Below are 24627 nucleotides of genomic sequence, written 5' to 3'. Positions count from 1 at the left end.
TGATGATACAACCTTTTGTGATCCTTTATACAGCGCTGCTGCTGGCTTTTAGTGGCTGCACGCCCAAACAAGCACCTGCCGTACCTCCTGTTCCGGTCGCTACAGTACCCATTACTCCTGCAGCAGCGCCCTTGAAAATGGGGGCCGCACAGCTGGAATTATACTTGCCAGAGCTACAAGGCAAACGCGTGGGGCTGATCGTGAACCAGACCTCGATGGTAGGGAAAACGCACCTGGTGGATACCTTGTTGAGCCGGGGCATAAACGTTGCCACCATCTTTGCGCCGGAGCACGGCTTCCGGGGCGAAGCCGATGCCGGTGCCCACGTCAAAGATGCTAAAGATACGAAAACGGGGCTGCCAATTATCTCACTGTACGGCAGCAACCGAAAACCGACGCCGGAGCAGATGCAGCAAATAGACGTGCTGGTGTTCGATATTCAGGATGTGGGCACCCGCTTTTATACGTACATCAGCACCATGCACTACGCCATGGAAGCCGCTGCCGAAAACAACAAGCCCATCTTCATCCTCGACCGTCCCAACCCAAACGGCAACTATGTGGATGGCCCGGTGCTGGACCCCGCGCTGAAGTCTTTTGTAGGCATGCACCCGATTCCGATCGTACACGGCCTGACTGTGGGCGAACTGGCGAAGATGATAAACGGCGAAAAATGGCTGGAGGGCGGCCGCCAAGCCAACCTGACGGTTATTCCGGTCGCCAACTATACGCACCAAACGGCTTACACCTTACCCGTGAAGCCATCGCCCAACCTGCCCAACCAACAAGCCATTCTGCTTTACCCGTCGCTGTGCCTGTTTGAGGGCACCACTGTGAGCGTGGGCCGTGGCACCGACACACCTTTTCAAGTAATCGGCAGCCCCTATTACACGTCAAAAGCTTTTTCGTTTACACCGCAGAGTACGCCGGGTGCTACCAACCCGCCCCATAAAGGCGAAACCTGCTACGGTTATGACCTGACACAACCGGCCGATGCGCAGCCATTTACACTTGCTTTTCTGTTGGAGATGTATCAGCATTCTACTCAGAAAGATAAATTCTTCAACAGCTTTTTCGAAAAGTTAGCCGGCACTCCCCTACTGCGCGAGCAAATAATAGCTGGAAAGACCGAAGCTGAGATTAGAGCCAGCTGGGAACCCGCTTTAACTAACTATAAGCAAATGCGCAAACAGTACCTGCTTTACCCCGATAACGCGAAACTATGAGAGAATTACGCATCATATTTATGGGTACGCCTGATTTCGCCGTGCCCACCCTGCAGATACTCGTTGAAAACAAGTATAATGTGGTTGCCGTGCTCACTGCACCAGACAAACCGGCTGGCCGTGGACAGAAGCTTCACCAGTCGCCGGTAAAAGAATATGCTGTGGCGCAGGGCATTCCGGTGCTACAGCCAACCAACCTGAAATCGGAGGCTTTTCTGGAGGAACTGCGCAGCTACAAGGCTAATCTGCAGATCATCGTTGCTTTCCGGATGCTGCCGGAAGTAGTATGGGCAATGCCGGAACTGGGCTCGTTTAACATTCATGGTTCGCTGCTGCCGCAGTATCGCGGAGCTGCGCCTATTAACTGGGCCATCATCAACGGCGAGAAAGAAACGGGCGTTACCTCCTTTTTTCTCAAGCATGAGATTGATACCGGCAATATTATTTTTCAGTCACGGGTGCCGGTGCTTGAAGAGGATAATTTTGGCTCGATGTACGAGAAACTGAAGCAGGAAGGCGCCAGGCTTGCGTTGCGTACGGTACAGGCTATTGAACACGATGATGTGCAGCCGCAGCCGCAGCCTGCTACCGGCGATATTAAACATGCTCCAAAGATCTACAAAGAAACCTGTGAAATCAACTGGAACCAGCCAGCCACTACTGTGCGCAACTTTGTGCGCGGCCTCAGCCCCTACCCTGCCGCCTGGACCCGCTTGGGCGATAAAACTTTTAAAATCTTTAAGGTAGAAGTGTGGGAGAACACTGCTGATACCTTAGCACCCGGCCAGCTTACAACGGACAATAAAACTTTTCTGCACGTGCAAACCGCTGCCGGAACAGTAGCCATACTAGACCTGCAGATGGAAGGGAAAAAGCGGATGCCGCTGCAGGATTTGCTGCGGGGCTATAGTTTTAAAGCAGAACACGTATGATTGCCCTTGTAGTAGCTGTCGCCGAGAACAACGTCATTGGCAAAGACAACCAGCTGATCTGGCACTTGCCAGCCGACCTGAAGCATTTCAAACAGATCACGATGGGCCATCCTATCCTGATGGGCCGCAAGACCTATGAATCGATTGGGAAGCCACTGCCGGGCCGCACCTCGCTGATCATCACAACACAAATGGGGTATACCGCCGCCGACTGTATTGTGGTACACACATTACAAGAGGCTTTCGAAAAAGCGCTGGAATTAGATGAGCAGGTATACCTCATAGGTGGCGCTGAAATTTATAAGCAGGCGCTTCCGCAGGTTGATACTATCTACCTGACACGGCTCCATCATCAATTTGAAGGTGACACATATTTTCCGGAACTGCATGAAAACGAGTGGCAGGTGGTATCAGAAGAAAAACATGCACCGGACGAAAAGAACAAGTATAGCTATAGCTTTTTGGAGCTCCGGCGCAGAAAGTAGCATGTATAAGTATAAAACAGAACGGGCCGCTATACTTTAGCGGCCCGTTCTGTTTTATACTTATATCAACCGGTTAGCGCAAAATGTAGAGCTTGCCATAACCGTTCTTAAAGGCTTTATCGCCTGCAGTATAGCGGTGCTTCATGTCCTCGCCTACCTGGCTCATCACCACCCGGTAAAGGTATACGCCATTGGCCAGTTTGTCGCCATACATATCTGTTCCATCCCAGGCATATTCGGTTTTGTTGTTACCGATGCGGAGCGGCCCCATCTCCTCCTTCATGATCTCCTTCACAACCTTACCAGTTACCGTCATCACCTGAATCTTCATATGCTCCGGAATCGTACTGCCCGTCAGCGTGAAGATAAACTGTGTTTTAGAGGAGAAAGGATTCGGATAAGGGTAGAAATTTGTGACGCTTGCCTCATTCACCACTTCAAAGCCGATGCGGTACGGCGATGCGCCTGCTGCTTTACCCGCTATATCTTTTGCCTGCACCTCCATGCTGTACTTGCCGTCCTCTAGGTGCAGCGGCTTGTACTCCAGCCGGAAATCATTCTTTTCGTCGGCAGGATAAAACCGTACTTCCTCCGGGTTGTTCGCCAATGAAACTTCCTTCTGTTGGCCATCCGGCTGAATAATGATGACTGACATGGTGGAGGGGTCCTGCAGATAAGCCTGCCGGTTTTCGTCTTTCACCACAATGCTGATCAACGGGCTTGGCGACACCAGTTCTCCGTCTAAGATATGCACGCCATCAAAGGCCACATCCATGATCGGGTGCAGCTTCGATTTTACCTTAAAAGGCACCTCGTAGAAGTTGTTGAAGTATTGCTGCTCCGGCTGCACATGAGGGTTTACAAACATGCTAAGCTTGTAGCTGCCATCCATGGAAAGCGTTGGCATGGAATAGCTAAAGTTTACGGTTTCGTTAGCGCCAGCCGGCTTTATTTTGATGCGCGAAGTAGTCGCCTGGATGCCGTCTCCGGTTAAGGTTACGTCCACAGCCAACGAATCAGGAAAAGGAACATTGGTCACATTCTGGAAGGCCATTGGCATCGTAAGCTTGCCCTGATTTGCCTGCGTTGTCAGAATATCTTCATTTACCTGCACCAAATCAGGCCGTATCACACCTTCCGGAGCCGCCTCATAGTATACCAGCCATTCGCGTAATTGCGGTGCTGTTCGCGCTGTAGAATCAGAAACAAAGGCCTGCAGTTTCAGCACGGGATAGGTATGGGCGTCGATGTGGGTAAGATCGTACGTTTTTGTATTAACGTTCTCGACAAGCACCTGCTCCTTACCAGTCGCTTCTACGCCAATCACACTCAGTTTATACTTGTCGTTGCCTTCCCCGTTACGGGAAACGTTATGGTAGAGCGCTCCCCAACTCAGCGCTGTCCCCACCGGCGAGGAGGTGAGCGTACCGGCCATATGTTTCGTTTTCAGCACTGTTTGCAACGAAATGGCCTGCGAAGTAGGCGCAGGGGCTGGCGGTTCTACTGTTGCTGAAAGCTCCTTAACTGTACCTGGCGCTGCTCCTTTCTGCCCGATAATTGCAAACGGATAGCCTGTTTGTAGCTGATCGATCAGGCTGGAGCCGATATGCTTAAATTCATTCTTGAGGCTAGCAGGAAAGGCACTGAACGGGACTTTGTTAACTGTTCCGGCTATAACATAGTAGCCTTCGGGTACACTCTTGAGAAAATTCTCCAGCTTGAGCTGGTTAGCAGAATTAGAAATATCTCCAAACTCATACACATACGGGAATGTACTGCAAGTTACATTCGGATTAAAATTCTCCACCAGCGCCAGATCTATATTGTTCACCAACGCCACATATATCCGCGGCAGGGCACTAACGTCCGGGTTTTCACATTCGCGTGCAATGAGCGGCTTACTATTATAATAAAGGTTGTACTGGTTTAACTTGTAGCGCTCGTCGCCTCCTACTGCCTTAACTCCTACTTCAGCGAGCACCGGGTCAAATTCCCATTTGATGTTTTGCTTTCCTGTTTGACTTATTTTATCAGTTTGGGTATGTGCAAACTGGCCATAGTGGCTCTGAGACCATCCATTGCTGCCATTCTGGATGTAACGAAAGGAACTTGTTGCCCATACCGTATCTTCGCCTGCTTCATAGTTCTGAAAGCGTACCCGCCAATAATACACCAAGCTGTCAACTGTTTTCTCAGGAGCAGGAAGGTTTAATTCCCACATGGGCAGCAGGGCTTTATCAGCTAGGTGTGTCAGCCGAGCGGGGCTATTGAAGGCTGTGGTCGTATCTATCTCAAAATAATATCCCTGCTGGTTACTCTCCAGTTGCGTTGCCTGTGCTACCAGCTTTACCTGCGGGGTATTTACGATGCCATACGTTGCCGGCGCCAGGGTAATGAGTCCGCTGGCCGGAAAGTAATGCTGAAAGTGCCCGATGTTATTATCTTCGTTATACTCTTCTATCGTATTGGGGCTATCCAGATATATATCAAACATGTTCATCCCTAAGGAGGCTACTCCACTGTTATTTATTGGTAGGGTGATTGTTCCTTCTTTAAGTATAGGGGCAACTTTGATAGAGTCCAGTATAAGAACAGTATTATTGGCAAGCGTTCGCTTCACTTTTATATAAACCGAATCCGGAATAGCTTTCCCCAAGTTGTTCACGCCAACTGTCAGGTCAAACTTTTCTGTTGCAGCTGTTACGGTAGATTTGTCATCTGTAGAGATGGTAAATGCGCTTCCGCTAAACAGATAATCAGGTTTAGCGGGCGAATATAATGTAAGCGCTGGGTCACCCTGCAGTACCATTTCCGTTACCATCGCCCTGGCAATATCGCTTCCGGTGGCGTTAAGTACCCGCTTCACTGTTTCCTGTTGTATAGTACCGAGCGGTTTGCCATAAAACGCCTCGTCCTGAAAAGCAGTAGAGTAGAAAAAGCTGGAGTATAGGTTGAGAAAGTTAAGGTAACCGGCATCCGAATGTGCGATCATAGCAACGGCGCCTTTGTCTGCTGTTGCCAGCCAGTCTTCTCCGAAGGAAGTACTATTTGGCACGTTACCTGGTACAAATGCATTTCCTGCATTACAGCCATTCATCAGCATTACCGGATACTTGCCTTTGTTCTTATACCCATTTACAGCCACAGAGGCTAACCCGATGTCCAGGTCTGTAGCACCCGCAGCACTATGCCCGAAGAAAGTAATTAACGAAACGCCATTGTTCACCTCGTCCGCCACATTAACTGTTTCTACTACTTCGCTCACATTTTGCCTATACTTTTCAGTTACTTTAGCTCCAAGAAGCGGGCCTTCGGCAATCTTTTTATACTCCCGCAGATAGGAGGCGATCAAGTTTATCTCACTGGTTGTTTTGCCGCCACCTAATTGCAGGATATTTTTTCGCCATGGCGCTGTAGGTGACAGCGCGTCGTATTCTTTTACTTTATTCAGATACTGTATTACCTGCTCCGGGGTAGTGACCGACAAGCGGCCGGTAGGCACCTGCGGCGCATAAGAGGAGTTCTGAAAATCAGCCGTGAAGAAGATGTCTGAAGCAGGTGCGATTCCGGTTGGCACCAGATCATAAGTATACACCAGGGGATTCCGAGCGCCAGGCTGGTAATAACTGAACTTACCATTAATATCCCGGTAAAAATCATCAGCATAAGCAATCCCCTTGCCTATAATAAAAAGCTGCTTCTCTCGATCCGACGTCAGCATGTACTGCATCAAGTGCCGGATGGCATTAGACGAGAAGTCCCCATAATGAAACTGGTTTACAATTTCATCCATTTCCATCACTAGCGGCTCATACCCTCCACCAGCTGCAGAGGACCTGTATGCCGCATAGGCTAACGGAGCCGCTACCTCTGACCCTAAGGCTTGCTTCATCAGCCGCTTATTTGTGACAATAATATAATTGTAGGCAGCAGGCGTAATTTCCCGGAATTTAACCTGCTTTACAGCTCCTTTAGGCTTAAATGGCTTTAATGTATTTGCCAGTAATACCTTATGGGTAATTGTGCCACTGTTTATTACAAAGCCTTTTTTTGTACCAGCAATATACCCTTCTATTCTGATGGGATTATAAGGATTTGTAACATCATAGGCCACTATGGCAGCTGCCAGGTTGGTGTACTCAAAATAAGGAGAGGCAGAGCGCGTGGAATCTGTATAAAAAAACATGCTATTGCCCGACATAGCTGTTTTCTGAGGATATGTTAAAGTCCCGTATGAAAATGCAATCTGGTTAGCCTGTGCAGCAGTTTCCAGCGGCACAACCTGAACTGTCAGCTTTCCTTGGGTACTTATTTCACTAAATTCTATCTCTTGTATATCTTTTGCAAAACTGTAGCTTCCATACTTATAGGTGTTCAATTTTCTAACAGAATTATCAGGTTTCAGGATGTTCACATCTACAGTATGATACTCGTAATTTTCTCCTACCGTTGCAAACTCCAAATAAGGCTTAGGCCCCGTAGTTAAGATGTTGGTAATACCTGAAATAGTATATGTTTTAAGAAGACGTGAGGCTAAAGAAAAATAGCCTTCCCCTTCATCCATCCAAGGCATCTTACTTTGATCATATTTCCTGCCTACGTAGTAAAATGGAGTTTCTATATCAAATGCCTTCTGCATCTGGTATGGCTCCGGCGTGCGTCCGGTTACCGCAGTGTTCTCTTGCCGCATACGCTTGCCGCCCGCTGGATTTATAGTCAGGAAATAAGCTGCTGTATCGGTGTAAAGGCTATAAAACTGGTTTACCTGGTTGGCTGGGTTTTGATAAAGCTCCCCATCGAGGGCACCGTCGTTGCGCTCGCCGTAGAACTCCACATAATCCGGGGCATCCAGTTTGCCATCTGCTTCGCCGGCTACATAGAGTGCCACTTCTTTTCCTCGTCTGAAAAGCTGCAGTTGCTGCGGATTTACGTTGGACAGCCCCAAACTATCCAGGTAGCCGTAGCTGAGACGGTGCAACCCTGTATTGATAATCTTTAGCTTATAATAGGTTTGCGAGTTATTGATCCATTCATTACCATACTTGCTTTGAGCATAGGCTGCAGTACCGTAGCTCCCAAGTATGAAAAAGAGTAAGGCCAGAGCCAGCCGAACCGAGTATAAAGATTTGCGCATAGCTGTTATAGGAAACAGTGAAATTGTCAATTAGTTGAAGGAATAGCCTAGCGACACAATCACGGAGGAGGTGCTGCCGCTGGAGATGGCACTACTTTCTTTGTCGTTCACACGGGAAAGCGCTAGGTCGAGGTTGAAGCCGTTTGTTTTAATACCTACTCCAAAGTTAGGCTGCATCCGTTTGATGGTACTGCCATTGAAGTTGGTCGTTTCCTGGTAATTGTTCAGACCCCCGCGCACAAAAACAGTATTTGCATAGGCCAGTTCCAGCCCCACATGCGGGTCCATCGACACCACATCTGACTTCAGCAGCACGTTGCGCTTGCCATCAAAAGTAAAATCCAGATCTGTAGCAAGCAATGCAGAGAACTTATCGGTGAGGTGGAAGGTATGGGCCGCACCCAGTATAACGCGCGGCAGCGTGAGTTCGGCCGTATTTTCGGGCAGGTCATTGCCAGTTTGCAGATAGGCATCTTCCAGGGCATCCACATTGTGCGTCCAGGCGGTAAAGGTAGTGGTAATATCCTTGGCCATTACACCAAACTGCCAGTTGCCGCGCTCCAGTTGGGCTCCTGCATCTATGCCGAAGCCATAGGCCTTGGCGAACTCGCCCACATTCCGGTAAATGATTTTGGCACTAGCGCCCAGGCGAAGCCCCTGGATTAAGTTGCTGCGTCGGGCATACGAGAGCAGCATGGCATAGTCGGCTACCGAGAAAAAGCGGATGCTATCATACTGAATGTAGCCATACTCGTTCTGCAGGCGGCGCGTGTCGGCAATATCGTCTACGCCTAGGCGAATAACGGAAACTGCCAGCGCACTGCTACTATCCAGGGGCATGGCAAAGCTGGCGAAGTCGTTCTTAGCGATACCGGCAAACAGTTCCGAGTGCATCAAGGCTGTGTTATACTTGTAATCCAGCCGCAGCAAGCCCGCTGGGTTCCAGTAGCCAGCGGTGGCATCGGAGGCAATGGCTGCCTGCACGTTGCCCATGCCCAGCGCCCGCCCGCCTACGCCTATGTTCAAAAACTCATTGCTATACTTGGGCGTGGCTACCTGTGCCGAAGCTGCCACCCGGCAAAGCAGCAGGAAAGCCACAGCCAGACAGCGAAGGGTAAATTTGTTCATGTATAATGTAAAGGTTATTTCACTTGCTTCAAGATAATTGCACTTTCCTGCACTGCCCCAATAGACATAGCAGTACCGGCTACTGCCTCAACTAACACTATAAGTGGCATTTCCGGCTTTTGTATCTCTGGAATATTTTGTCCAAAAATAAGGATTTAAAAGAATATTCTTCTCCACCGGATAACTAATAAAAAAAACCCTCGTAATTATTTTTAATAGTACCTTGCTTTACATAGTACCTTATTATATATTTGCTCAACATTCTAACGGAATCATCATGAAAGTAGAAAACACACAAGTGCAGATGCGGAAGGGAATTCTGGAGTTCTGCATCCTGGAGATTATCGCTCGTGGTGAAGTATATGCGTCCGACATGTTGGAAGAGCTAACAGCAGCTAAAATGATTGTTGTGGAAGGTACCCTCTACCCGTTGCTCACCCGCCTTAAGAACGCCGCACTTCTCGAATACAATTGGGTAGAGTCCTCCTCCGGGCCACCCCGCAAGTACTACAAGCTCACCGATACAGGCCGGGAGTTTCTGGACCAGCTCCGCGAAACCTGGCATGAACTGGTAGAGTCGACTGAAATTATCATGCAAAACAAGAAAGCTAAGTAATCATGAAAAAGAACATAAGCGTAAACTTGCAAGGCATCATCTTCCACATCGAAGAAGATGGATATGAGCAGCTTAGCCGGTACCTTGCCTCCATTAGAACATACTTCTCCAACTATGAAGGGCATGAGGAAATTGTGGCCGATATTGAGTCGCGGATTGCCGAAATCTTCAGTGCACGCCTGGCACCTGGCAAACAGGTCATCTCACTGGAGGACGTGCAGTACTTGGTGGCACGCATGGGCGATGTGACCGATTTTGAGATACTGGAGCCGATGGATGAGGAAATGCCGCATGCCGGCGCCGGCGCAGCTGCTGCCACAGAACCAAAGATGGGGCCAGAGGCGGAAGCGTATACTTACGTTGCTCCTAAAAAGCTGTACCGCGACATTAACCACAAAGTGCTGGGCGGCGTTTGCTCCGGCATCGCGAACTACCTGAACGTAGACATGGTGTGGGTGCGGCTGGCTTTTGTGCTGCTTGCCCTAGGTATTCCGTTTACGCATGGCGCCACCAGCTTCGGCACCATCCTATATATTATACTTTGGATTGCCATGCCCGCGAGCGCCGTGCTGCCAGAAACAACCGTTAAAAAGCTGTTCCGCGACCCTGAGGACAAGAAAGTGGCCGGTGTTGCCAGCGGTATTGCTAAGTATTTCGGTGTAGATATAGCGGTGGTGCGTATCCTGTTCCTCGCTCTCATCTTTGCCGGCGGCTTCGGCCTTATCGCCTACCTGGTGCTGTGGGTGGCTGTTCCTGAAGCCGTAACGCTCACAGAACGCATGCAGATGCAGGGCGACCCTGTGACGCTGGCCGGCATTGAACGGTCGCTGAAGGACAACCTGAACATGCACGACTATGCGGGCGAAGAAAGCACAGCAGCCAAAGTAGTGTTGTTGCCTCTGCGCCTTATTTCGCAGGTGTTTGCCTGGCTGGGCTCCTTTATAGGGCCTATACTTGCCTTCCTGATCACGTTGATACGGGTGGGTGCAGGGGTCTTTCTGCTGATCGTTTCCATTGGCATGACCATGGCACTTTTCACCACGTTCTTTTATTCTTTAGGATTGATCAGCGAGCCGCAAAACTTCACTTTTGGCAATTTTCAGCCCTCCTTGTTTCTGGAGGGCTTTCCCAGGCTTGGCTTGGTGGCAGGTTTTTTTGTAGGCATCATCCCAGTGATTCTGCTGGTTTTTCTTGCAATCGGCTTGCTGGTAAAGCGCTTTTTCCTGCGCCCGATTGTAGGCTGGTCGATGTTTGGAGTATGGCTGGTGAGCCTGTTTATACTTATCGCCTGCAGCGTGTCGTACGCAGGTAACTTCAGTCGCTCCGGCGAGTTAACCACCAGCAAAGTTGTACCTGTTGGCAACTACCAGACCCTGACATTGGATGCGTATTATACCAACACTGACTTTAGCTATGTAAATGTGGATGTAGATGTGCGGGAAACCGACAACGCGGATGTGGAAATCATCCAAAACGTTAAAGCCAAAGGCCGAACAGAGGCAGAAGCACAGGCAAATGCCCGCATGATTACGTACCGGGTGGTGCAGCGTGACTCCGTCCTTCGCTTCGATAACAGCTACGAGTTCAAGCCCGGCGCCGCTTACCGCGACCAGCACCTGAGCCTTATTCTGAAGCTGCCTAAAGATAAGAAGCTGCGCCTGACGCGTGATTTTATTCACATGCTGCCGAGTGGCACCTTTGACCAGGATTACAGCGACGAGAAGATCATGCGCAATACCTGGCAGGTAAAAGGCGATATGCTGGAATGCCTCACCTGCGCCACCGACACGATAGACGATTCGCAGCAACAGGACGGCAGCGACTTCCACATGGATGTTGACCTGGATGCCTTTGGAGATGGTGAGAGCATGCTGCTGAACGAAAGTGATTATAGCAACAACGTTCAAAACTATAACTTCAGCAACTTTCGCCACATCAGTATCGGAGGTCCCTATCATGTAGAACTAAAGCAGGGAAGCAACTACAGCGTTCGCGTTCGTGCCGATGAGGAAGAACTAAAGCGCATGCAGGTGGAGCAAGCAGGAGATGAGGTCCGCATCAATTATAAAGGCCGGTCTATCAACCTGTTTGATGACCACCAGCCCGTGCTTATCCAGATCACGGCACCGGACATCAGCAAAATTGATCTGAGTGGCGCCATCAAAGCCAATGTAACCGGCCTGACCAGCAACGATTTGGCCGTTAGCCTGACGGGGGCCACGAAGGCTGCTTTCAACGTGCGAACCAAAAACTTGAAAGCGGAAATTACCGGAGCCTCGGCCAGTAAATTTGTTGGATCAACCGACTCGTTCGACCTCACAGCCGCCGGGGCCTGCAAGATCAACGCCGACCAGCTCCGCGCCAGTAAAGTAGCTGTGGATGCCGCCGGTATGACGGTGGTGAGTGTCTATGCCTCTTCTGAGCTTCGGGCAGAAGCCTCAGGTGCCAGCAAAGTAACCTATGCCGGCAACCCCGAGAACACTAAGGTTGAAGCAAACGGCGCCAGTAAAGTGGCGAAGCAATAGTTAAAAGCACCTCTATACTTTGCAAGCAAGTATAAATTTAATTAAAAATTAAAGCGGGCTGCACTATGCTATAGTTCAGCCCGCTCCTACCCTGCGCTTAGTACAAAATAAAACTATATATAATAAATACTTTATACTTGCGTTTACTTTACTGAACGTTTGTTTAGTTGTTTGACGAGTGAGCCTGACGAAGCCCGAGCTCCTGCCCTTTCTGCAGCAGGAAAGCGAAGGCTTCGTCATACTCGTTTTTCACCTTGCCTTCCAATATTGCCTCCGTGAGAATTTCTTTCAGTTCGCCTACTGTTTTAGAGGGCTTTAATCCGAAGGTATCCATGATCACTTCGCCTGTGATCACCGGCTGGAAATTGCGGAGCTGATCGCTTTCCTCTACTTCCACCAGGCGCTTTTCCACCTTATCAAAGTTCTGCAGGTAGCGTTTTACCTTGTTGTCATTTTTAGAGGTGATGTCGGCGCGGCAGAGAGCCATTAATGCATCCACATCATCTCCGGTCTCGAACAAAAGCCGGCGGATGGCCGAATCGGTTACCGTATCTTTCACTAGCGCAATGGGGCGCAGGTGCAGACGCACCAACTTCTGCACGAACTTCATATGCTCGTTCAGGGGCAGCTTTAGTGCGGCAAACAGCTTGGGCACCAGGCGGGCGCCCCGGTCTTCGTGGCCATGAAAGGTCCAGCCTACTTTGGGCGAGTAGCGTTTGGTATCAGGTTTGGCAATGTCGTGCAGGATGGCGGCCCAGCGCAGCCATAGGTCATCAGATACCTCGGCTACATTGTCGAGCACCTGTAGCGTATGGTAAAAGTTATCTTTGTGCGAGTTGCCGTTGATCGTTTCCACCCCGTGCAGCTCCACCATTTTCGGGAAAATCAGTTGCAGCAAACCGGATGCAAACAACAGCTTAAAGCCATAGCTGGGCGTAGGCGAAAGTATGATCTTGTTCAGTTCATCCGTAATGCGCTCCTGCGACACGATCGTAATACGCTCTTTGTTGTCGGCAATGGCATCGAAGGTATCGGCGTGAATATCAAAGCCGAGTTGGGAGGCAAAACGGATGGCGCGCATCATGCGCAACGGATCATCGGAGAATGTAATACCGGGCTCCAGCGGTGTGCGGAGCACCTTCCGCTTCATGTCTTTTAAGCCATCGAATGCATCAATCAGCGCGCCATAGTTGCGCTTGTTCAAGCTGATACCAAGTGCATTGATGGTAAAGTCGCGGCGTTTCAGGTCATCATCCAGCGTACCCTGCTCTACTTCCGGTTTGCGTGAGTGCTCGCGGTATGACTCTTTGCGGGCACCTACAAATTCCACTTCCCACTCGCCTGCCCGCAGCATGGCTGTTCCAAAATTCTTGAATACCGTTACTTTTGGCTTGTTCGGCAGTTTAAGTGCTACCATACTTGCCAGCGCAATACCATCCCCTACACACACCACGTCTATATCTTTGGAAGGCCGCTGGAGCACCAGGTCGCGGACAAAGCCTCCTATTACATAAGCATCTACGCCTAATTCGGCGGCGGCTTCGGCTACAACGGCAAAAATCGGATGCTCGGGTAATTGTACTTTCTCCATTTTAAAAACAAAACCTCAGGCCACCTAAGCGCCACCTGAAGTGCAAAAGTAAGATAATAAATTAAAACAATGCGCGGCTGGGCCAGTCTAGCTCTCTCCAGCTGGTTCCGAAAACATCGTCCGGATTGGGCTGTAGAGGATTTACCAAGGTTAAGAGTTGCCATAGTTTTGCTTTCGCAGGAGCAGTTGCTTTTACTCTGGCTACTGCTCCGGCAGCCAGCGGCCCGGCATCACTCCCGCAGCACTGTTTGCTTGCCGTTCGGTTCTATTTTAACGATGCGCGAGGGCTTGGCTTCTACTTTTTCCTCCTGCCGCCAACGTACAATATGGTCTACCCGCTGCTTTATACTATCAGTGATATCGGCAAAGGCTGCCGCTGTGGGCTGGCTGCTCAGGTTAGCCGACGTAGAAATGATCGGCCGGCCTACCTGCCGGATCAGCCGGTGGCAGAACTCATCTTTTGTCACGCGTATCGCTACTGTACCATCTTCGGCAATTACTTCCTTGGGCAGGTTCTGCGCACCCGCAAAAACATAGGTGGTAGGCCGCTCCTGCTGCGTGAGCAACTCCTCAAAGTTTTCCGGCACCTCCTTCACATAGCGTCGCAGCATTTCTGTATCTGCCACCAGCACGATCATCGTCTTGGACTCCGGGCGCTCCTTTAGGTCAAAGATCTTCTTTACAGCCTTTGCATTCTCCGCATCGCATCCGATGCCCCACACTGTATCGGTGGGATAAAGTATAACGTTGCCTAGGATCACTTCTTCTTCCGCCGCCTGTATCTCTTTCAAAAACTGGCTCATTGTATTTGATTGTTAAGGGTTAGTTGTTGCTCGTTCATAGTTGATTTCCATTGCCCTGAACAACAATCAACTATAACCAACCAACAGTTTACTTTATTTCCTGCGTCAGTTCTATCAACACGCCATTGGCGCTCTTGGGATGCACGAAGCAAACCAGTTTGTTATCGGCTCCTTTTTTGGGAGCTTCGTTCAGCAACGTAAAGCCTTCCTGCTTTAGTCGTGCCATCTCGGCTATGATATCTTGTACTTCAAAAGCAATGTGATGGATGCCCTCGCCGCGCTTCTCTATAAACTTGTTGATGGCGCTGTCAGGGGTGGTGCCCTCCAGCAGCTCTATTTTTGAATCACCTACCTTAAAAAAAGAGGTGTTTACTGCTTCCGAGGCTACATGCTCTGTTTTGTAAGGCGCTACGCCCAACAGCTTAAAGTATAAACTGTTGGCTTCGCCGAAGTTTTTGACGGCTATCCCGATATGTTCTATATGGTGCATTTACTATTTGTTCTATTTGTATTTAGTCTAAGTAAGTAATTTTATCTAAATTTGCGGCAGTTCAAAACTAATCATTTATACCTTCTGTTTATAAAACAGGATAATTAAGAGCTAACAAATAGTGCCATGCTAACACTACCTATATACCTGGATAACAATGCCACTACGCCGCTAGACCCGCGCGTGCTGGAAGCCATGTTACCATACTTTACGCATAAATTCGGGAATGCGGCCTCCCGCAACCACGCCTTTGGCTGGCATGCCGAAGAAGCAGTAGATTATGCCCGTGACCAGATCGCCGCGCTCATCAACTGTTCTCCCAAAGAGATCATTTTTACCTCGGGCGCTACCGAGTCCGATAACCTGGCCATTAAAGGTGTGTTTGAGATGTATGCCTCCAAAGGTAACCACATCATCACGGCTACAACTGAGCACAAAGCAGTGCTGGACACCTGCAAGCACATTGAGAAAATTGGCGGCAAGGTGACCTACCTGCAGGTGGACGACAAAGGCCTGATTGACCTGCAGCAACTGGAAGAAGCCATCACCGACAAAACGATCCTGATTTCGCTGATGTATGCCAACAACGAAGTTGGCGTGATTCAGCCGATCCGCGAGATCTCGGCTATTGCTAAAAAGCATGGCATCCTGTTCTTTACTGATGGTACGCAGGCAGTAGGTAAAATTCCGGTAGATGTAGAAGCAGACGGCATCGACCTGATGGCGTTCTCAGCACACAAAATGTACGGCCCTAAGGGAGTGGGTGCTCTGTACGTGCGCCGCAAAAACCCACGCGTTAAAGTAACGGCCCAGATGGACGGGGGCGGCCATGAGCGCGGCATGCGTTCTGGCACGCTGAACGTACCTGGCATTGCAGGTTTGGGCAAAGCCTGTGAGCTTGCCAAGCAGGATATGGAAGCTGATACGGCCCGCATCTCTGCCATGCGCGACCGCCTGGAGCGAGAGTTGCTGACGATTGAAGAATCGTATGTGAATGGTTCAACGGAGCATCGTTTGCCCCATGTTTCCAATATCTCGTTTAAGTATGTAGAGGGTGAAGGCCTGATGATGGGCGTGAAAGACCTGGCTGTTTCTTCTGGTTCGGCCTGTACGTCTGCCTCCTTAGAGCCATCGTATGTGCTGAAAGCGTTAGGATTAAGTGATGACCTGGCGCACTCTTCGCTTCGTTTTGGCCTGAGCCGCTTCACCACAGACGAAGAGGTTGACTTTGCCATCAACCACGTGAAAGAAGCTGTTAGCAAGCTTCGCGATATGTCGCCGCTGTGGGAAATGTATAAAGAAGGAATTGACCTGGACTCTATTGCCTGGGCCGAACACTAAGATTTCATCAGGAATAACAAGTATGAAACGTGGATGGCCTGAAAAGCACATTTCGTTATACTTTCTTATTCAATGCAACATCATTTAAAATTGTAATTCAAAATAGCTATGGCTTATTCAGATAAAGTAATCGATCATTACAACAACCCACGCAATGTGGGCACGCTTGACAAGGCGAAGAACAATGTAGGCACTGGCCTGGTGGGTGCACCGGAGTGCGGCGACGTAATGCGTCTGCAGATTGAGGTGGACGAGAACCAGGTGATCACAGATGCCAAGTTCAAGACTTTTGGCTGCGGTTCTGCTATCGCTTCTTCGTCGTTGGCGACAGAGTGGCTGAAAGGCAAAACAGTAGACGAGGCGCTGGCGATCGACAACATGGATATTGTGGAAGAGCTGGCGCTGCCGCCGGTAAAGATCCACTGCTCTGTGCTGGCCGAAGACGCGATTAAATCTGCGATTAATGACTATCGTGTAAAGAATGGCCTTCCGGAACTGGAACTGCCTAAGTCTCACCACTAAATCACCGACTCAATGGAGTCAACATCAGCGGTGCACGTTGAGAGTGCGCATATTCAAAAGCAGATCGAAAGCCACTTAGGTATAAGCGGAGGCAGTTTGCTATTTGAGTTCCGGCAGGTAGAAAACAAGGTTCGCCTCGACCTGATCACTGTAAATCCACGCCACCAGCAATCGTTTCTGTTCCATACCGAAACGGGCTACGACCGGGTGGATGCGCTGCGTAAAATGCTGGCTTATGTGCAAAATTACCGCGACAAAGAGAGTTCATACACCGTGCAGTGGATTTCGCGCGATGACAAAGAGCTGAACACCTCTTACTTCCGGGCACGTAATATGTATGAGGCACTCGATAAGTTATACTTTGGCCGGGATGTGAATACGATCACTGTCTTTAGCGTGGTTCTGAACCCGGTTTCTTAATTTATACTTAATATGATAACAGTATCAGAGAAGGCAAAAGAAAAGGTTATCAAGCTGAAAAAGGATGCCCAGCTGGATGATTCGTTCCGTTTGCGGGCTTCTGTGGCAGGTGGCGGATGCTCCGGCCTCAGCTACAAGCTTGACTTTGATGACGAAGTAAAGCCGATGGACCAGGAGTTTGAGGACAAAGGCGTGAAAGTAGTGGTCGATATGAAAAGCTTCCTATACTTAGCCGGTACAGAACTCGATTTCTCCGATGGCCTGAATGGAAAAGGCTTTTTTTTTAATAACCCAAACGCCACCCGTACCTGCGGCTGCGGCGACAGCTTTTCGGTGTAACAGCACTACAGGTATAAAAAGCAACAGGGCAGCTATGATACATAGCTGCCCTGTTGCTTTTTATACCTGTTCTTTTTATCGTTTCATAAACCTGCTGGAGCTCCGTCGCCCGGCTGCATTCAGTAGCACCAGCACGTACGTACCACCCCGCAGGCTGGCAACATTCAGGGTATAATGGCTGGTCGTTTCCGGAAGGCGCTGCACCATTACTTGCCGGCCCAACATATCCAGCACCATGGCCTGTTGCTCTATTTGCCCACCTGTGTCCACCTCCAGAAACTGCTCGGCCATAGTAGGGTATACACGTACAATGCTTTCGGTAGCTGCTCTGACCACTGTTGCCACGGCAGAGTAAGTATAACTACCGTCTGTATCGGTTTGCTTGAGGCGGTAGTAAGAGGTACCCGGCTGCGGCTGCTCATCTGTAAAAGTATAGTCAGACACTTGTGCAGTCGTGCCTTTGCCAGCTACCCTTCCGATAGGTTCAAATAAGCTGTTGCCTATACTTCGTTCTACATCATAGTGGTCACTTTCCTTTTCAGAGGCTGTTTGCCATGCCAGCTCCACCAAATCTGCTTTAAGTTTTGCCGTAAAGCTTACTAATTCCACGGGCAGCACTGTCACCGGCTGATTTGTGCTGACGCTCCAGGTCAGGCTAAAGTCGTCGATAGCCAGGCCGTGGTCTGCCTCCAGTTCATCAGCATCCTTCCAGCGGAGCATTATGTAGGCGCCAGCGGGTATGCTAACAGGTACGGAAGCGGCCACAAAGCGTCGGTTATCGGCTGCATTTCCGTTCAGCTGCCCTCCGGCTACTTTAAAGTGAGGTCCTTTAAAGTTAAGCTCAGGCACTTCCGTCCAGCCTTTATCAGAGCTTGGCGACAGGTTAAAAGAAGTAGAGCTGCTGCTTACAGCATAGTAAAAGGCAATCTGGTGCTGGCCGGCTGTGCTGTTTGATATACGCCACTGCTCGCCATAATAACTAATATCGAGCAGCTTGATGGTGTCGCCGGTGGTATTTTGTAGCAACAGGCCGTAAGCAAACTCCCCAGCTTTTAAAGAACTGATAGAGCCTAAAGCCCGGTCTTTGGCATTGGTTAACCCGTAGCTATACAGGCCACCTGTGTTGCTGTTACCAGCATTTGCCACTATAATGTTCGTCGATTTGGTGCGCTGAATGTACCACCCCGGCATGTAAGCTGTATTGTTCGCCCAAATCGCCGTATCGCGGGCAGGCAGCTCATCAAAATTCTGATAATAACTTGGTGTCGTTTTTGTCATACTTATCTGAGCGAAAGTATGGCTATAGGGCAAATAAGCGAACAGCATCCCCAGCAGAAGCCTGTAACAGAAGGTAATGTTTGATTGCATAGAAGATAAAGTAGGGTTAAAAACAGGATTCAATTATATATAAGAATGTGTCAAAACTTACATAATTCTAGCTCAACCGCTACTATCTAGCTTAAGTTCAATTGTACATTTTTATTTTGTTATTTGAAGTGATTAGGTATGATTTAAGATAGTTAGAGAAGAATATCACAAAGCTACTTAGCAAGCCAAGCTCTACAAAAGCTCGCCTAAGTACAAGATCAGCAACAATAAGTAAATTTTTGCTCACCTTTCACTATTGCACTTCTTACCAAGTCAAAGCTGGCGCATGAGCCAAGTTAAAGGTGCTACCGGAATATCACTTAAATTCTTTAAAAGAAGCGCTACGGGGAAAGTTGGATTCAGCCAAAAGCAAAAAGCCGGCTCTGGAGTGGAGCCGGCTTTTTCAAGAAAAGAAGGAAGATTAATATGCTCTGCCTACTTTGTTTTCCATGTAGTTCATGAAGGCGCGGTTTACTACGCCGGTACCACCCGGTGTCGGGTAGTTGCCCGTAAAGTACCAATCGCCTTTATGGTTGGGGCAAGCTAAATGCAGGTCTTCTATTGTTTGGTAGATTACCTGTACCTCTGCTTTTACCTCCGGCGCTCTCACGATCTCCGCTACCTTATCAGCCAGCTCATAATGGGTAAACAGATCATACAGTTCCTGCACATAATTTGTCTCCCTAAAAGCAGGCGTACCTACTGTGGACAGGCACTTTTCATATACTTCGTCCATTTTATTTGAAAGGCCGCGCTCCTGCAACATCGCCAGCAACGCCCTGAAAGCCACAAATTCTTTCATACGTGACATATCAATACCATAACAGTCAGGGTAGCGGATCTGTGGCGCACAGGACACGATGATGATCTTCTTCGGCTCCAGCTTGTCAAGCATTTTGATGATGCTCTTCTCCAGCGTAGTACCACGCACAATCGAATCATCCAGCACCACAAGCGTATCCACGCCTTTGCGCACCACCTCGTAGGTGGTATCATACACGTGTGTCACCAGGTCGTCGCGGTGCTCATTGTCGGTAATAAATGTGCGGAGCTTGGCATCTTTAATCACCAGTTTCTCTGCGCGAGGCCGGAACTGCAGAATCTCATCCAGTTGCTCTTCGGTCAACTCTTTATTCAATAACGCTTTTTTACGGTACTCACGCAGGTGCTGCTCAATGCCTTTCATCATACCCAGCCACGACGTTTCTGCCGTATTGGGAATATAAGAGAACACTGTGTCTTTCAGGTCGTAATCAATCGCTTCCAGTATTTGCGGGCACAGCAGGCGGCCCATGTTCTTGCGTTCGTTGTATATCTCCGGGTCGTTGCCGCGGGAAAAGTAGATGCGCTCAAAGCTGCAGCTCGTCTTCTCGCCCTGTGGCACCACCTCGCGGAGTGATGGGGTACCTGCTTTATCAATGATCAGCGCATGGCCGGGCGTAATCTCTTTGATATCGTCATACTCGATGTCAAAGGCTGTTTTGATAGCCGGCTTCTCCGATGCGACCACCACAATTTCATCGTCCACATAATAATAGGCCGGGCGAATACCATTCGGGTCGCGCACTACAAAAGAGGCGCCGTAACCCGTAAGGCCTGCCATCGCATAGCCACCATCAAAATCTTTACAGGCGCGCTTCAGCACCCGCTGCATGTCCAGGTTTTCTTCAATAAGGCTGGTTATTTCCTTATTCGTATAGTCGTTTTTATAGTAGCCGAACAAGGCCTGGTTTTCTTCGTCCAGGAAGTGACCAATCTTCTCCAGCACCGTCACGGTGTCGGTTTTATACTTCGGATGCTGCCCCAGTTCCAGCAGTTTTTCAAACTGCTCTTCCACGTTCGTCATGTTGAAGTTACCGGCTACGGCCAGGCTGCGGCTGCGCCAGTTGTTCTCGCGCACCATCGGGTGGCAGTTATCTACGGTGTTGATGCCATGGGTACCGTAGCGCAGGTGGCCCAGGTATACATCACCCAGAAACGGCATGTTCTCCCACACCCACTCTGTGTCCTGCGCCAGCTCCGGATGCTCTTCTTTCAGCTTTTTATACTCCTTGCCAATCTTCCCGAATATGCTATCGATGGCACGGGTTTTAACAGAGCGGAAGCGGCTGATGTAGTCAAAGCCGGGCAGGGCATTGATCTTAATGCTGGCTACGCCGGCCCCATCCTGGCCCCGGTTGTGCTGCTTCTGCATGAGCAGGTATAGCTTGTTAATGCCATACATGGGAGTGCCGTATTTCTCGGCGTAATAGCTGATTGGTTTACGTAGCCTGATCAAGGCTATCCCGCATTCGTGCTTTATCGATTCGCTCATGGACGCTATTATAATGCTTGCCCCAGCAGTTGCTCTATCCAGCGCAGCAGCAGGTCAGGCTTAAAAAACAAGACCAGCAGCGGCAAGGCAAACAGTGCCAGCAGCAGTTTATTAGACAGTGAAATAACTAAATTTTCTTCACTTAAATTCCCTTTAAAGAAAAGGTAGAATGGTATCTTGATATAATAAAATAAGGCAACCGCAGTCAGCAGCACCCCTACTACCAATAAAACCAGCAGCAGGCTGTTTCCGCTTAGGGTATAGGCCTCCCAGACATTGCTAAAAATAAGCAGCTTGCCCATAAAACCAGCTAGTGGCGGCAGCCCCGTCAGCGACAGCAGGTAGAGCAACGCCATCACGCCCAAGTATGGGTAAGCCCGCCCAAGACCGGCAAACTCCTCTAAGTGCGTGACGCCCAGCTTTTCTTCTGCTATCTGCAGGAACTGGAAAATGCCGAAGTTCATGAACAGCAGCACTGTCAGGTAAAACAGGATGCTGGAAGTATAGCCAGTGCCGAAAGCCAGGAGCCCTGTGAGCAGGAAGCCGGCATGCGACACGGACGAGTATGCCAGCAGGCGGCGCGGTGTGCGTTGCCAGAGTGCCGTCAGGTTACCAATGGCCAGGGTGCCGACCGCCGCAACACCTAAAAACAACTGCACATCGGCAAAGGCCAGCGGATCGGTAAAGGCCTGCACAAAGCGAAGCAGCACGATAATGCCCGCTATTTTGGGACCGGTGGAGAAAAGCGCCACCACCGGCATTGGTGCTCCCTGGTATACATCCGGCACCCAAAAATGCAACGGCACCGCAGCGATTTTGAAGAAAAAGCCGGCAAATACAAGTATAGCCGCTACAGTCACTAACAGCGTGTCGGCCTGCAGCAGCGCCAGGCCAAATCCTTCTGAAGTATAGTTCAGGGTGCCCGTCAGTCCATAAAAAAAAGACATGCCATACAGCATCACCCCGGCCGATAGTGCTCCATACAGAATATACTTCAGACCGGCTTCCACGGCACGCTTCTCTTCTTTTAAAATAAGGGTGAGAATGTAGGAGGTGATGGAAACCGTTTCGATGCTGAGAAATACCAACAGCAGGTTTACAGATTTTGCCATCAGATGAAGGCCCAACACCAACATCAGGATCAGCGCATAGTACTCTCCCCGCCCCTGCTTAAGGTGCTGCAGCCCCCTGTGTTGCAGCGACAGCAGCACGGTAAAAATACCGGCTCCGCAGAAAAGCACACCGCCGTAACGCGCCAGCCCGTCGGAGCGCAGCATCTCCTGGAACAGCCTGCCTTCAGCGGTAGCCCCGCCAAACACCTGCACCAGCAGCGCTGCAAACAGGCCCGTTAAGGCAATCCAGGGCAGCAGGCGCTTTATCGTGTCGGAGCGGAAAAGATCCAGCGCTACAAGTAGCAGAAAGAAAAACGTGAGCAGCAGTTCGGGCAGCAGGAACCCTGCCCCTGCTGTTATGGCATTCAATTTATCGGATAAGTATGCTGCCTGCCCGTTCACTTAGTGGATAAAGGAAGATAAAACTAAATTCAGTTGCTCCTGCCCGTTCTGCAGCACCAGTTCCGTTAAACCGTTTATGGTCTGGCCGATCTTATCGAGGAGCAGATTCGGAAAAATACCGAAGAGCAGCACCAGCACCGCCAGCGGCACCAGCATCAGGTACTCACGCAGGTCGATGTCTGAAATGGTTGCCTTTTGGCGCAGCTCCGGAAATATCCAGAACTTGCCAAAGAACATGCGCTGCAGCGCCCACAGGTAGTAGGCTGCTGCCAGTAACAGCCCCAATACAGCCACCACTGTCAGCCACCGCGGCAGCATACCGGTGGCCTCCGGAGCTCCGAAACCACCTACCAGCACCAGCAACTCCGCTATAAAGCCGGAGAAGCCCGGAAGCCCCAGCGAGGCAAAAAATGCGATCACCACAAAGGTAGTATACACAGGCATCCGTTTCGCGAGCCCGCGGAAGTTGAGGATCATACGGTTGTGCGTACGGTCATAGATCACCCCCACCAGCAGGAAGAGCATAGCCGAGATTAGCCCGTGGCTGAACATCATGTAAATGGCTCCGTTTACGCCCTCGGTCGTAAGCGACGCTAGCCCCAGCAGCACAAAGCCCATGTGCGATACAGAGGAATAGGCAATCAGCTTTTTCAGGTCGTTCATGGCCAGTGCGCAGAGCGCCCCATAGATAATGGATAGCACGCCCAAGCCGCCCACAAGGATAGAAAAGTAAGCGGCCGCATCTGGAAAAATGGGGTATACAATCCTAACTAGCCCATAACCACCTACTTTCAACAGGATAGCTGCCAGCAGCACCGAAATGGGCGTGGGTGCCTCCACGTGCGCATCCGGCAACCAGGTATGCACCGGCACCGACGGTACTTTAATGGCAAAACCAGCAAACAGCAACAGGAAAGCAACAAACCGGATGGGCAAATGCCACAGCCCCACACCCGAGAGCACATGCAAGAGGCTGCCCGGGATAAAATTGGCCGGGTGCATCATGGCCGGAATACTGAAGGTGCGCACCAGGTCAGCACTGGCAATGGCGTTTTGCTGCAGCATTTGCTGCACCTGCTGTAGTACCAGGTTGCTACTGCCTGCCCCCTGCTCCATTAGCCCCAGTTGTACCGCTGTTGCCTGCGGATCAATAACAGAAGTATAGAGCCCGATCATTACGATCAGGATAAAAAGAGAGCCTACTAACGTATAGATGAAGAACTTAATGGCGGCATACTCGCGCTTGGGGCCACCCCAAATGCCAATGAGAAAGTACATCGGCAGCAGCATGAATTCAAAAAAGAGGTAAAATAAGAAGAAGTCGAGTGCCAGAAAGCAGCCCATTACACTGGTGAGCAGCAAGAGGTAAAGCAGAAAGTAGCCTTTTACATTCTTTTTGATTGTCCAGGAGGAGATCACGCCAATAACGCCCACAATACCCGTGAGCAGCACCATACTAACGCTAAGGCCATCTACACCAAGAAAATAGTTGATTTGAAACCGCCCCAGCGTGCCTAGCGTGAAGCTGATCCAGGAGAGTTTTTCTACAAACTGGTAGCCTTGCTGCCCGTTGGATACCACATGGCCATCGAAGCGCAGGTATAACAGGATAGCCAGCCCCAACTGCACCAATGCGCCCAGCAGCGCCACCGCCTTCATCAGCTTTTGCAGACGCAGCGGCAACAGCAACACAACAAAGGCTGCCAGCAGAGGTGCAAAAATGAGGCTGCTAAGTATAAAATTCATCAACGGCTTTTAGGTTGACTGTTCGTATAGATCTTTTGAAGGCATACCGGATAATAGGTAATAGCCTTCTTTGTAAAAACAGGGACAGCTGCAATGCCACACTTTTGCCCTTCTTCTGCCTGCGAAATTAACA

18 protein-coding genes are annotated in these 24627 nt (G+C 49.9%); 9 read left to right on the top strand and 9 right to left on the bottom strand.

Features of this window, described 5'->3' with window-relative positions; all coding sequences use genetic code 11:
* Window positions 1–2: 2 nt before the first annotated feature.
* From ABDW72_RS00410 to ABDW72_RS00400, 3 genes are read left to right on the top strand one after another with little or no spacing between them, the layout of a single operon-like run.
* Window positions 3–1226, top strand: a complete 1224-nt coding sequence (locus tag ABDW72_RS00410) for an exo-beta-N-acetylmuramidase NamZ family protein (RefSeq protein ID WP_347157066.1) — start codon at window positions 3–5, stop codon at window positions 1224–1226.
* A complete protein-coding gene (fmt, locus tag ABDW72_RS00405; protein WP_347156453.1) occupies window positions 1223–2158 on the top strand; it encodes a methionyl-tRNA formyltransferase in 936 nt (311 codons plus the stop codon). The genes ABDW72_RS00410 and fmt overlap by 4 nt, the downstream gene beginning before the upstream one ends.
* Window positions 2155–2643: a dihydrofolate reductase gene (locus ABDW72_RS00400; RefSeq protein ID WP_347156452.1), complete on the top strand. Its 489-nt coding sequence runs from the start codon at window positions 2155–2157 to the stop codon at window positions 2641–2643. The genes fmt and ABDW72_RS00400 overlap by 4 nt, the downstream gene beginning before the upstream one ends.
* 73 nt (window positions 2644–2716) lie before the next feature.
* On the opposite strand, the gene porU2 is transcribed toward ABDW72_RS00400, so the two are convergent.
* The gene (gene porU2 / locus ABDW72_RS00395; RefSeq protein WP_347156451.1) at window positions 2717–7777 is read right to left on the bottom strand and encodes a putative type IX secretion system sortase PorU2; all 5061 of its coding nucleotides are present in this window, start codon (window positions 7775–7777) and stop codon (window positions 2717–2719) included.
* 30 nt (window positions 7778–7807) lie between these two features.
* Entirely contained in the window at window positions 7808–8905 is a 1098-nt protein-coding gene (locus ABDW72_RS00390; RefSeq protein ID WP_347156450.1) for a putative type IX sorting system protein PorV2, read from the bottom strand.
* A gap of 277 nt (window positions 8906–9182) precedes the next feature.
* Between ABDW72_RS00390 and ABDW72_RS00385 the strand changes: the two genes are divergently transcribed.
* Together ABDW72_RS00385 and ABDW72_RS00380 are read left to right on the top strand one after the other, a co-directional pair.
* Complete coding sequence (locus tag ABDW72_RS00385) at window positions 9183–9521, top strand: PadR family transcriptional regulator (RefSeq protein WP_347156449.1); 339 nt, start codon at window positions 9183–9185, stop codon at window positions 9519–9521.
* 2 nt (window positions 9522–9523) lie between these two features.
* Complete coding sequence (locus ABDW72_RS00380) at window positions 9524–12046, top strand: PspC domain-containing protein (RefSeq protein WP_347156448.1); 2523 nt, start codon at window positions 9524–9526, stop codon at window positions 12044–12046.
* 163 nt (window positions 12047–12209) lie between these two features.
* On the opposite strand, the gene ABDW72_RS00375 is transcribed toward ABDW72_RS00380, so the two are convergent.
* The 3 genes from ABDW72_RS00375 to mce all read right to left on the bottom strand — a co-directional run bounded on the left by ABDW72_RS00375 (window position 12210) and on the right by mce (window position 14930).
* Window positions 12210–13637 carry a CCA tRNA nucleotidyltransferase gene (locus ABDW72_RS00375; RefSeq protein ID WP_347156447.1) on the bottom strand — a complete coding sequence of 476 codons (1428 nt, stop codon included), beginning with the start codon at window positions 13635–13637 and terminating at the stop codon, window positions 12210–12212.
* 230 nt (window positions 13638–13867) lie between these two features.
* A complete protein-coding gene (locus ABDW72_RS00370; protein WP_347156446.1) occupies window positions 13868–14440 on the bottom strand; it encodes an L-threonylcarbamoyladenylate synthase in 573 nt (190 codons plus the stop codon).
* 88 nt (window positions 14441–14528) lie between these two features.
* Window positions 14529–14930, bottom strand: coding sequence for a methylmalonyl-CoA epimerase (gene mce / locus ABDW72_RS00365; RefSeq protein ID WP_347156445.1), 402 nt, complete (start codon window positions 14928–14930; stop codon window positions 14529–14531).
* Between the two features lie 126 nt (window positions 14931–15056).
* Between mce and ABDW72_RS00360 the strand changes: the two genes are divergently transcribed.
* The 4 genes from ABDW72_RS00360 (at window position 15057) to ABDW72_RS00345 (ending at window position 17552) form a co-directional block, all read left to right on the top strand.
* On the top strand, window positions 15057–16271 hold the full coding sequence (locus ABDW72_RS00360; RefSeq protein WP_347156444.1) for an IscS subfamily cysteine desulfurase: 1215 nt from the start codon (window positions 15057–15059) through the stop codon (window positions 16269–16271).
* Between the two features lie 108 nt (window positions 16272–16379).
* The gene (gene iscU / locus ABDW72_RS00355; protein ID WP_347156443.1) at window positions 16380–16793 is read left to right on the top strand and encodes a Fe-S cluster assembly scaffold IscU; all 414 of its coding nucleotides are present in this window, start codon (window positions 16380–16382) and stop codon (window positions 16791–16793) included.
* Between the two features lie 12 nt (window positions 16794–16805).
* The gene (locus tag ABDW72_RS00350) at window positions 16806–17213 is read left to right on the top strand and encodes a hypothetical protein (protein ID WP_347156442.1); all 408 of its coding nucleotides are present in this window, start codon (window positions 16806–16808) and stop codon (window positions 17211–17213) included.
* A gap of 12 nt (window positions 17214–17225) precedes the next feature.
* Window positions 17226–17552, top strand: a complete 327-nt coding sequence (locus tag ABDW72_RS00345; RefSeq protein WP_347156441.1) for a HesB/IscA family protein — start codon at window positions 17226–17228, stop codon at window positions 17550–17552.
* Between the two features lie 75 nt (window positions 17553–17627).
* Here ABDW72_RS00345 and ABDW72_RS00340 read toward each other — a convergent pair whose 3' ends face one another.
* The 4 genes from ABDW72_RS00340 to ABDW72_RS00325 form a co-directional block, all read right to left on the bottom strand.
* Window positions 17628–18830, bottom strand: a complete 1203-nt coding sequence (locus tag ABDW72_RS00340) for a T9SS type A sorting domain-containing protein (protein WP_347156440.1) — start codon at window positions 18828–18830, stop codon at window positions 17628–17630.
* A 511-nt stretch (window positions 18831–19341) separates the two neighbouring features.
* Window positions 19342–21234, bottom strand: coding sequence for an amidophosphoribosyltransferase (locus ABDW72_RS00335; protein WP_347156439.1), 1893 nt, complete (start codon window positions 21232–21234; stop codon window positions 19342–19344).
* An 8-nt stretch (window positions 21235–21242) separates the two neighbouring features.
* Window positions 21243–22748, bottom strand: coding sequence for an NADH-quinone oxidoreductase subunit N (locus tag ABDW72_RS00330; RefSeq protein ID WP_347156438.1), 1506 nt, complete (start codon window positions 22746–22748; stop codon window positions 21243–21245).
* Window positions 22749–24494, bottom strand: a complete 1746-nt coding sequence (locus ABDW72_RS00325) for a complex I subunit 4 family protein (protein WP_347156437.1) — start codon at window positions 24492–24494, stop codon at window positions 22749–22751.
* Window positions 24495–24627 lie beyond the last annotated feature (133 nt).

It is taken from the genome of Pontibacter chitinilyticus, from assembly GCF_039748935.1.
In the GTDB taxonomy this organism is placed as follows: domain Bacteria; phylum Bacteroidota; class Bacteroidia; order Cytophagales; family Hymenobacteraceae; genus Pontibacter; species Pontibacter chitinilyticus.
This window is presented reverse-complemented; position numbering and strand designations above follow the sequence as displayed.

What these genes read in the sequence shown, in the direction of transcription:
- fmt (WP_347156453.1), top strand. Translation starts at nt 1,223, where the DNA reads ATGAGAGAATTACGCATCATATTTATGGGTACGCCTGATTTCGCCGTG.
- porU2 (WP_347156451.1), bottom strand. Translation starts at nt 7,777, where the DNA reads ATGCGCAAATCTTTATACTCGGTTCGGCTGGCTCTGGCCTTACTCTTT.
- ABDW72_RS00360 (WP_347156444.1), top strand. Translation starts at nt 15,057, where the DNA reads ATGCTAACACTACCTATATACCTGGATAACAATGCCACTACGCCGCTA.
- ABDW72_RS00400 (WP_347156452.1), top strand. Translation starts at nt 2,155, where the DNA reads ATGATTGCCCTTGTAGTAGCTGTCGCCGAGAACAACGTCATTGGCAAA.
- ABDW72_RS00345 (WP_347156441.1), top strand. Translation starts at nt 17,226, where the DNA reads ATGATAACAGTATCAGAGAAGGCAAAAGAAAAGGTTATCAAGCTGAAA.
- mce (WP_347156445.1), bottom strand. Translation starts at nt 14,930, where the DNA reads ATGCACCATATAGAACATATCGGGATAGCCGTCAAAAACTTCGGCGAA.
- ABDW72_RS00410 (WP_347157066.1), top strand. Translation starts at nt 3, where the DNA reads ATGATACAACCTTTTGTGATCCTTTATACAGCGCTGCTGCTGGCTTTT.
- ABDW72_RS00325 (WP_347156437.1), bottom strand. Translation starts at nt 24,494, where the DNA reads ATGAATTTTATACTTAGCAGCCTCATTTTTGCACCTCTGCTGGCAGCC.
- ABDW72_RS00390 (WP_347156450.1), bottom strand. Translation starts at nt 8,905, where the DNA reads ATGAACAAATTTACCCTTCGCTGTCTGGCTGTGGCTTTCCTGCTGCTT.
- ABDW72_RS00375 (WP_347156447.1), bottom strand. Translation starts at nt 13,637, where the DNA reads ATGGAGAAAGTACAATTACCCGAGCATCCGATTTTTGCCGTTGTAGCC.
- iscU (WP_347156443.1), top strand. Translation starts at nt 16,380, where the DNA reads ATGGCTTATTCAGATAAAGTAATCGATCATTACAACAACCCACGCAAT.
- ABDW72_RS00385 (WP_347156449.1), top strand. Translation starts at nt 9,183, where the DNA reads ATGAAAGTAGAAAACACACAAGTGCAGATGCGGAAGGGAATTCTGGAG.
- ABDW72_RS00340 (WP_347156440.1), bottom strand. Translation starts at nt 18,830, where the DNA reads ATGACAAAAACGACACCAAGTTATTATCAGAATTTTGATGAGCTGCCT.
- ABDW72_RS00370 (WP_347156446.1), bottom strand. Translation starts at nt 14,440, where the DNA reads ATGAGCCAGTTTTTGAAAGAGATACAGGCGGCGGAAGAAGAAGTGATC.
- ABDW72_RS00335 (WP_347156439.1), bottom strand. Translation starts at nt 21,234, where the DNA reads ATGAGCGAATCGATAAAGCACGAATGCGGGATAGCCTTGATCAGGCTA.
- ABDW72_RS00380 (WP_347156448.1), top strand. Translation starts at nt 9,524, where the DNA reads ATGAAAAAGAACATAAGCGTAAACTTGCAAGGCATCATCTTCCACATC.
- ABDW72_RS00350 (WP_347156442.1), top strand. Translation starts at nt 16,806, where the DNA reads ATGGAGTCAACATCAGCGGTGCACGTTGAGAGTGCGCATATTCAAAAG.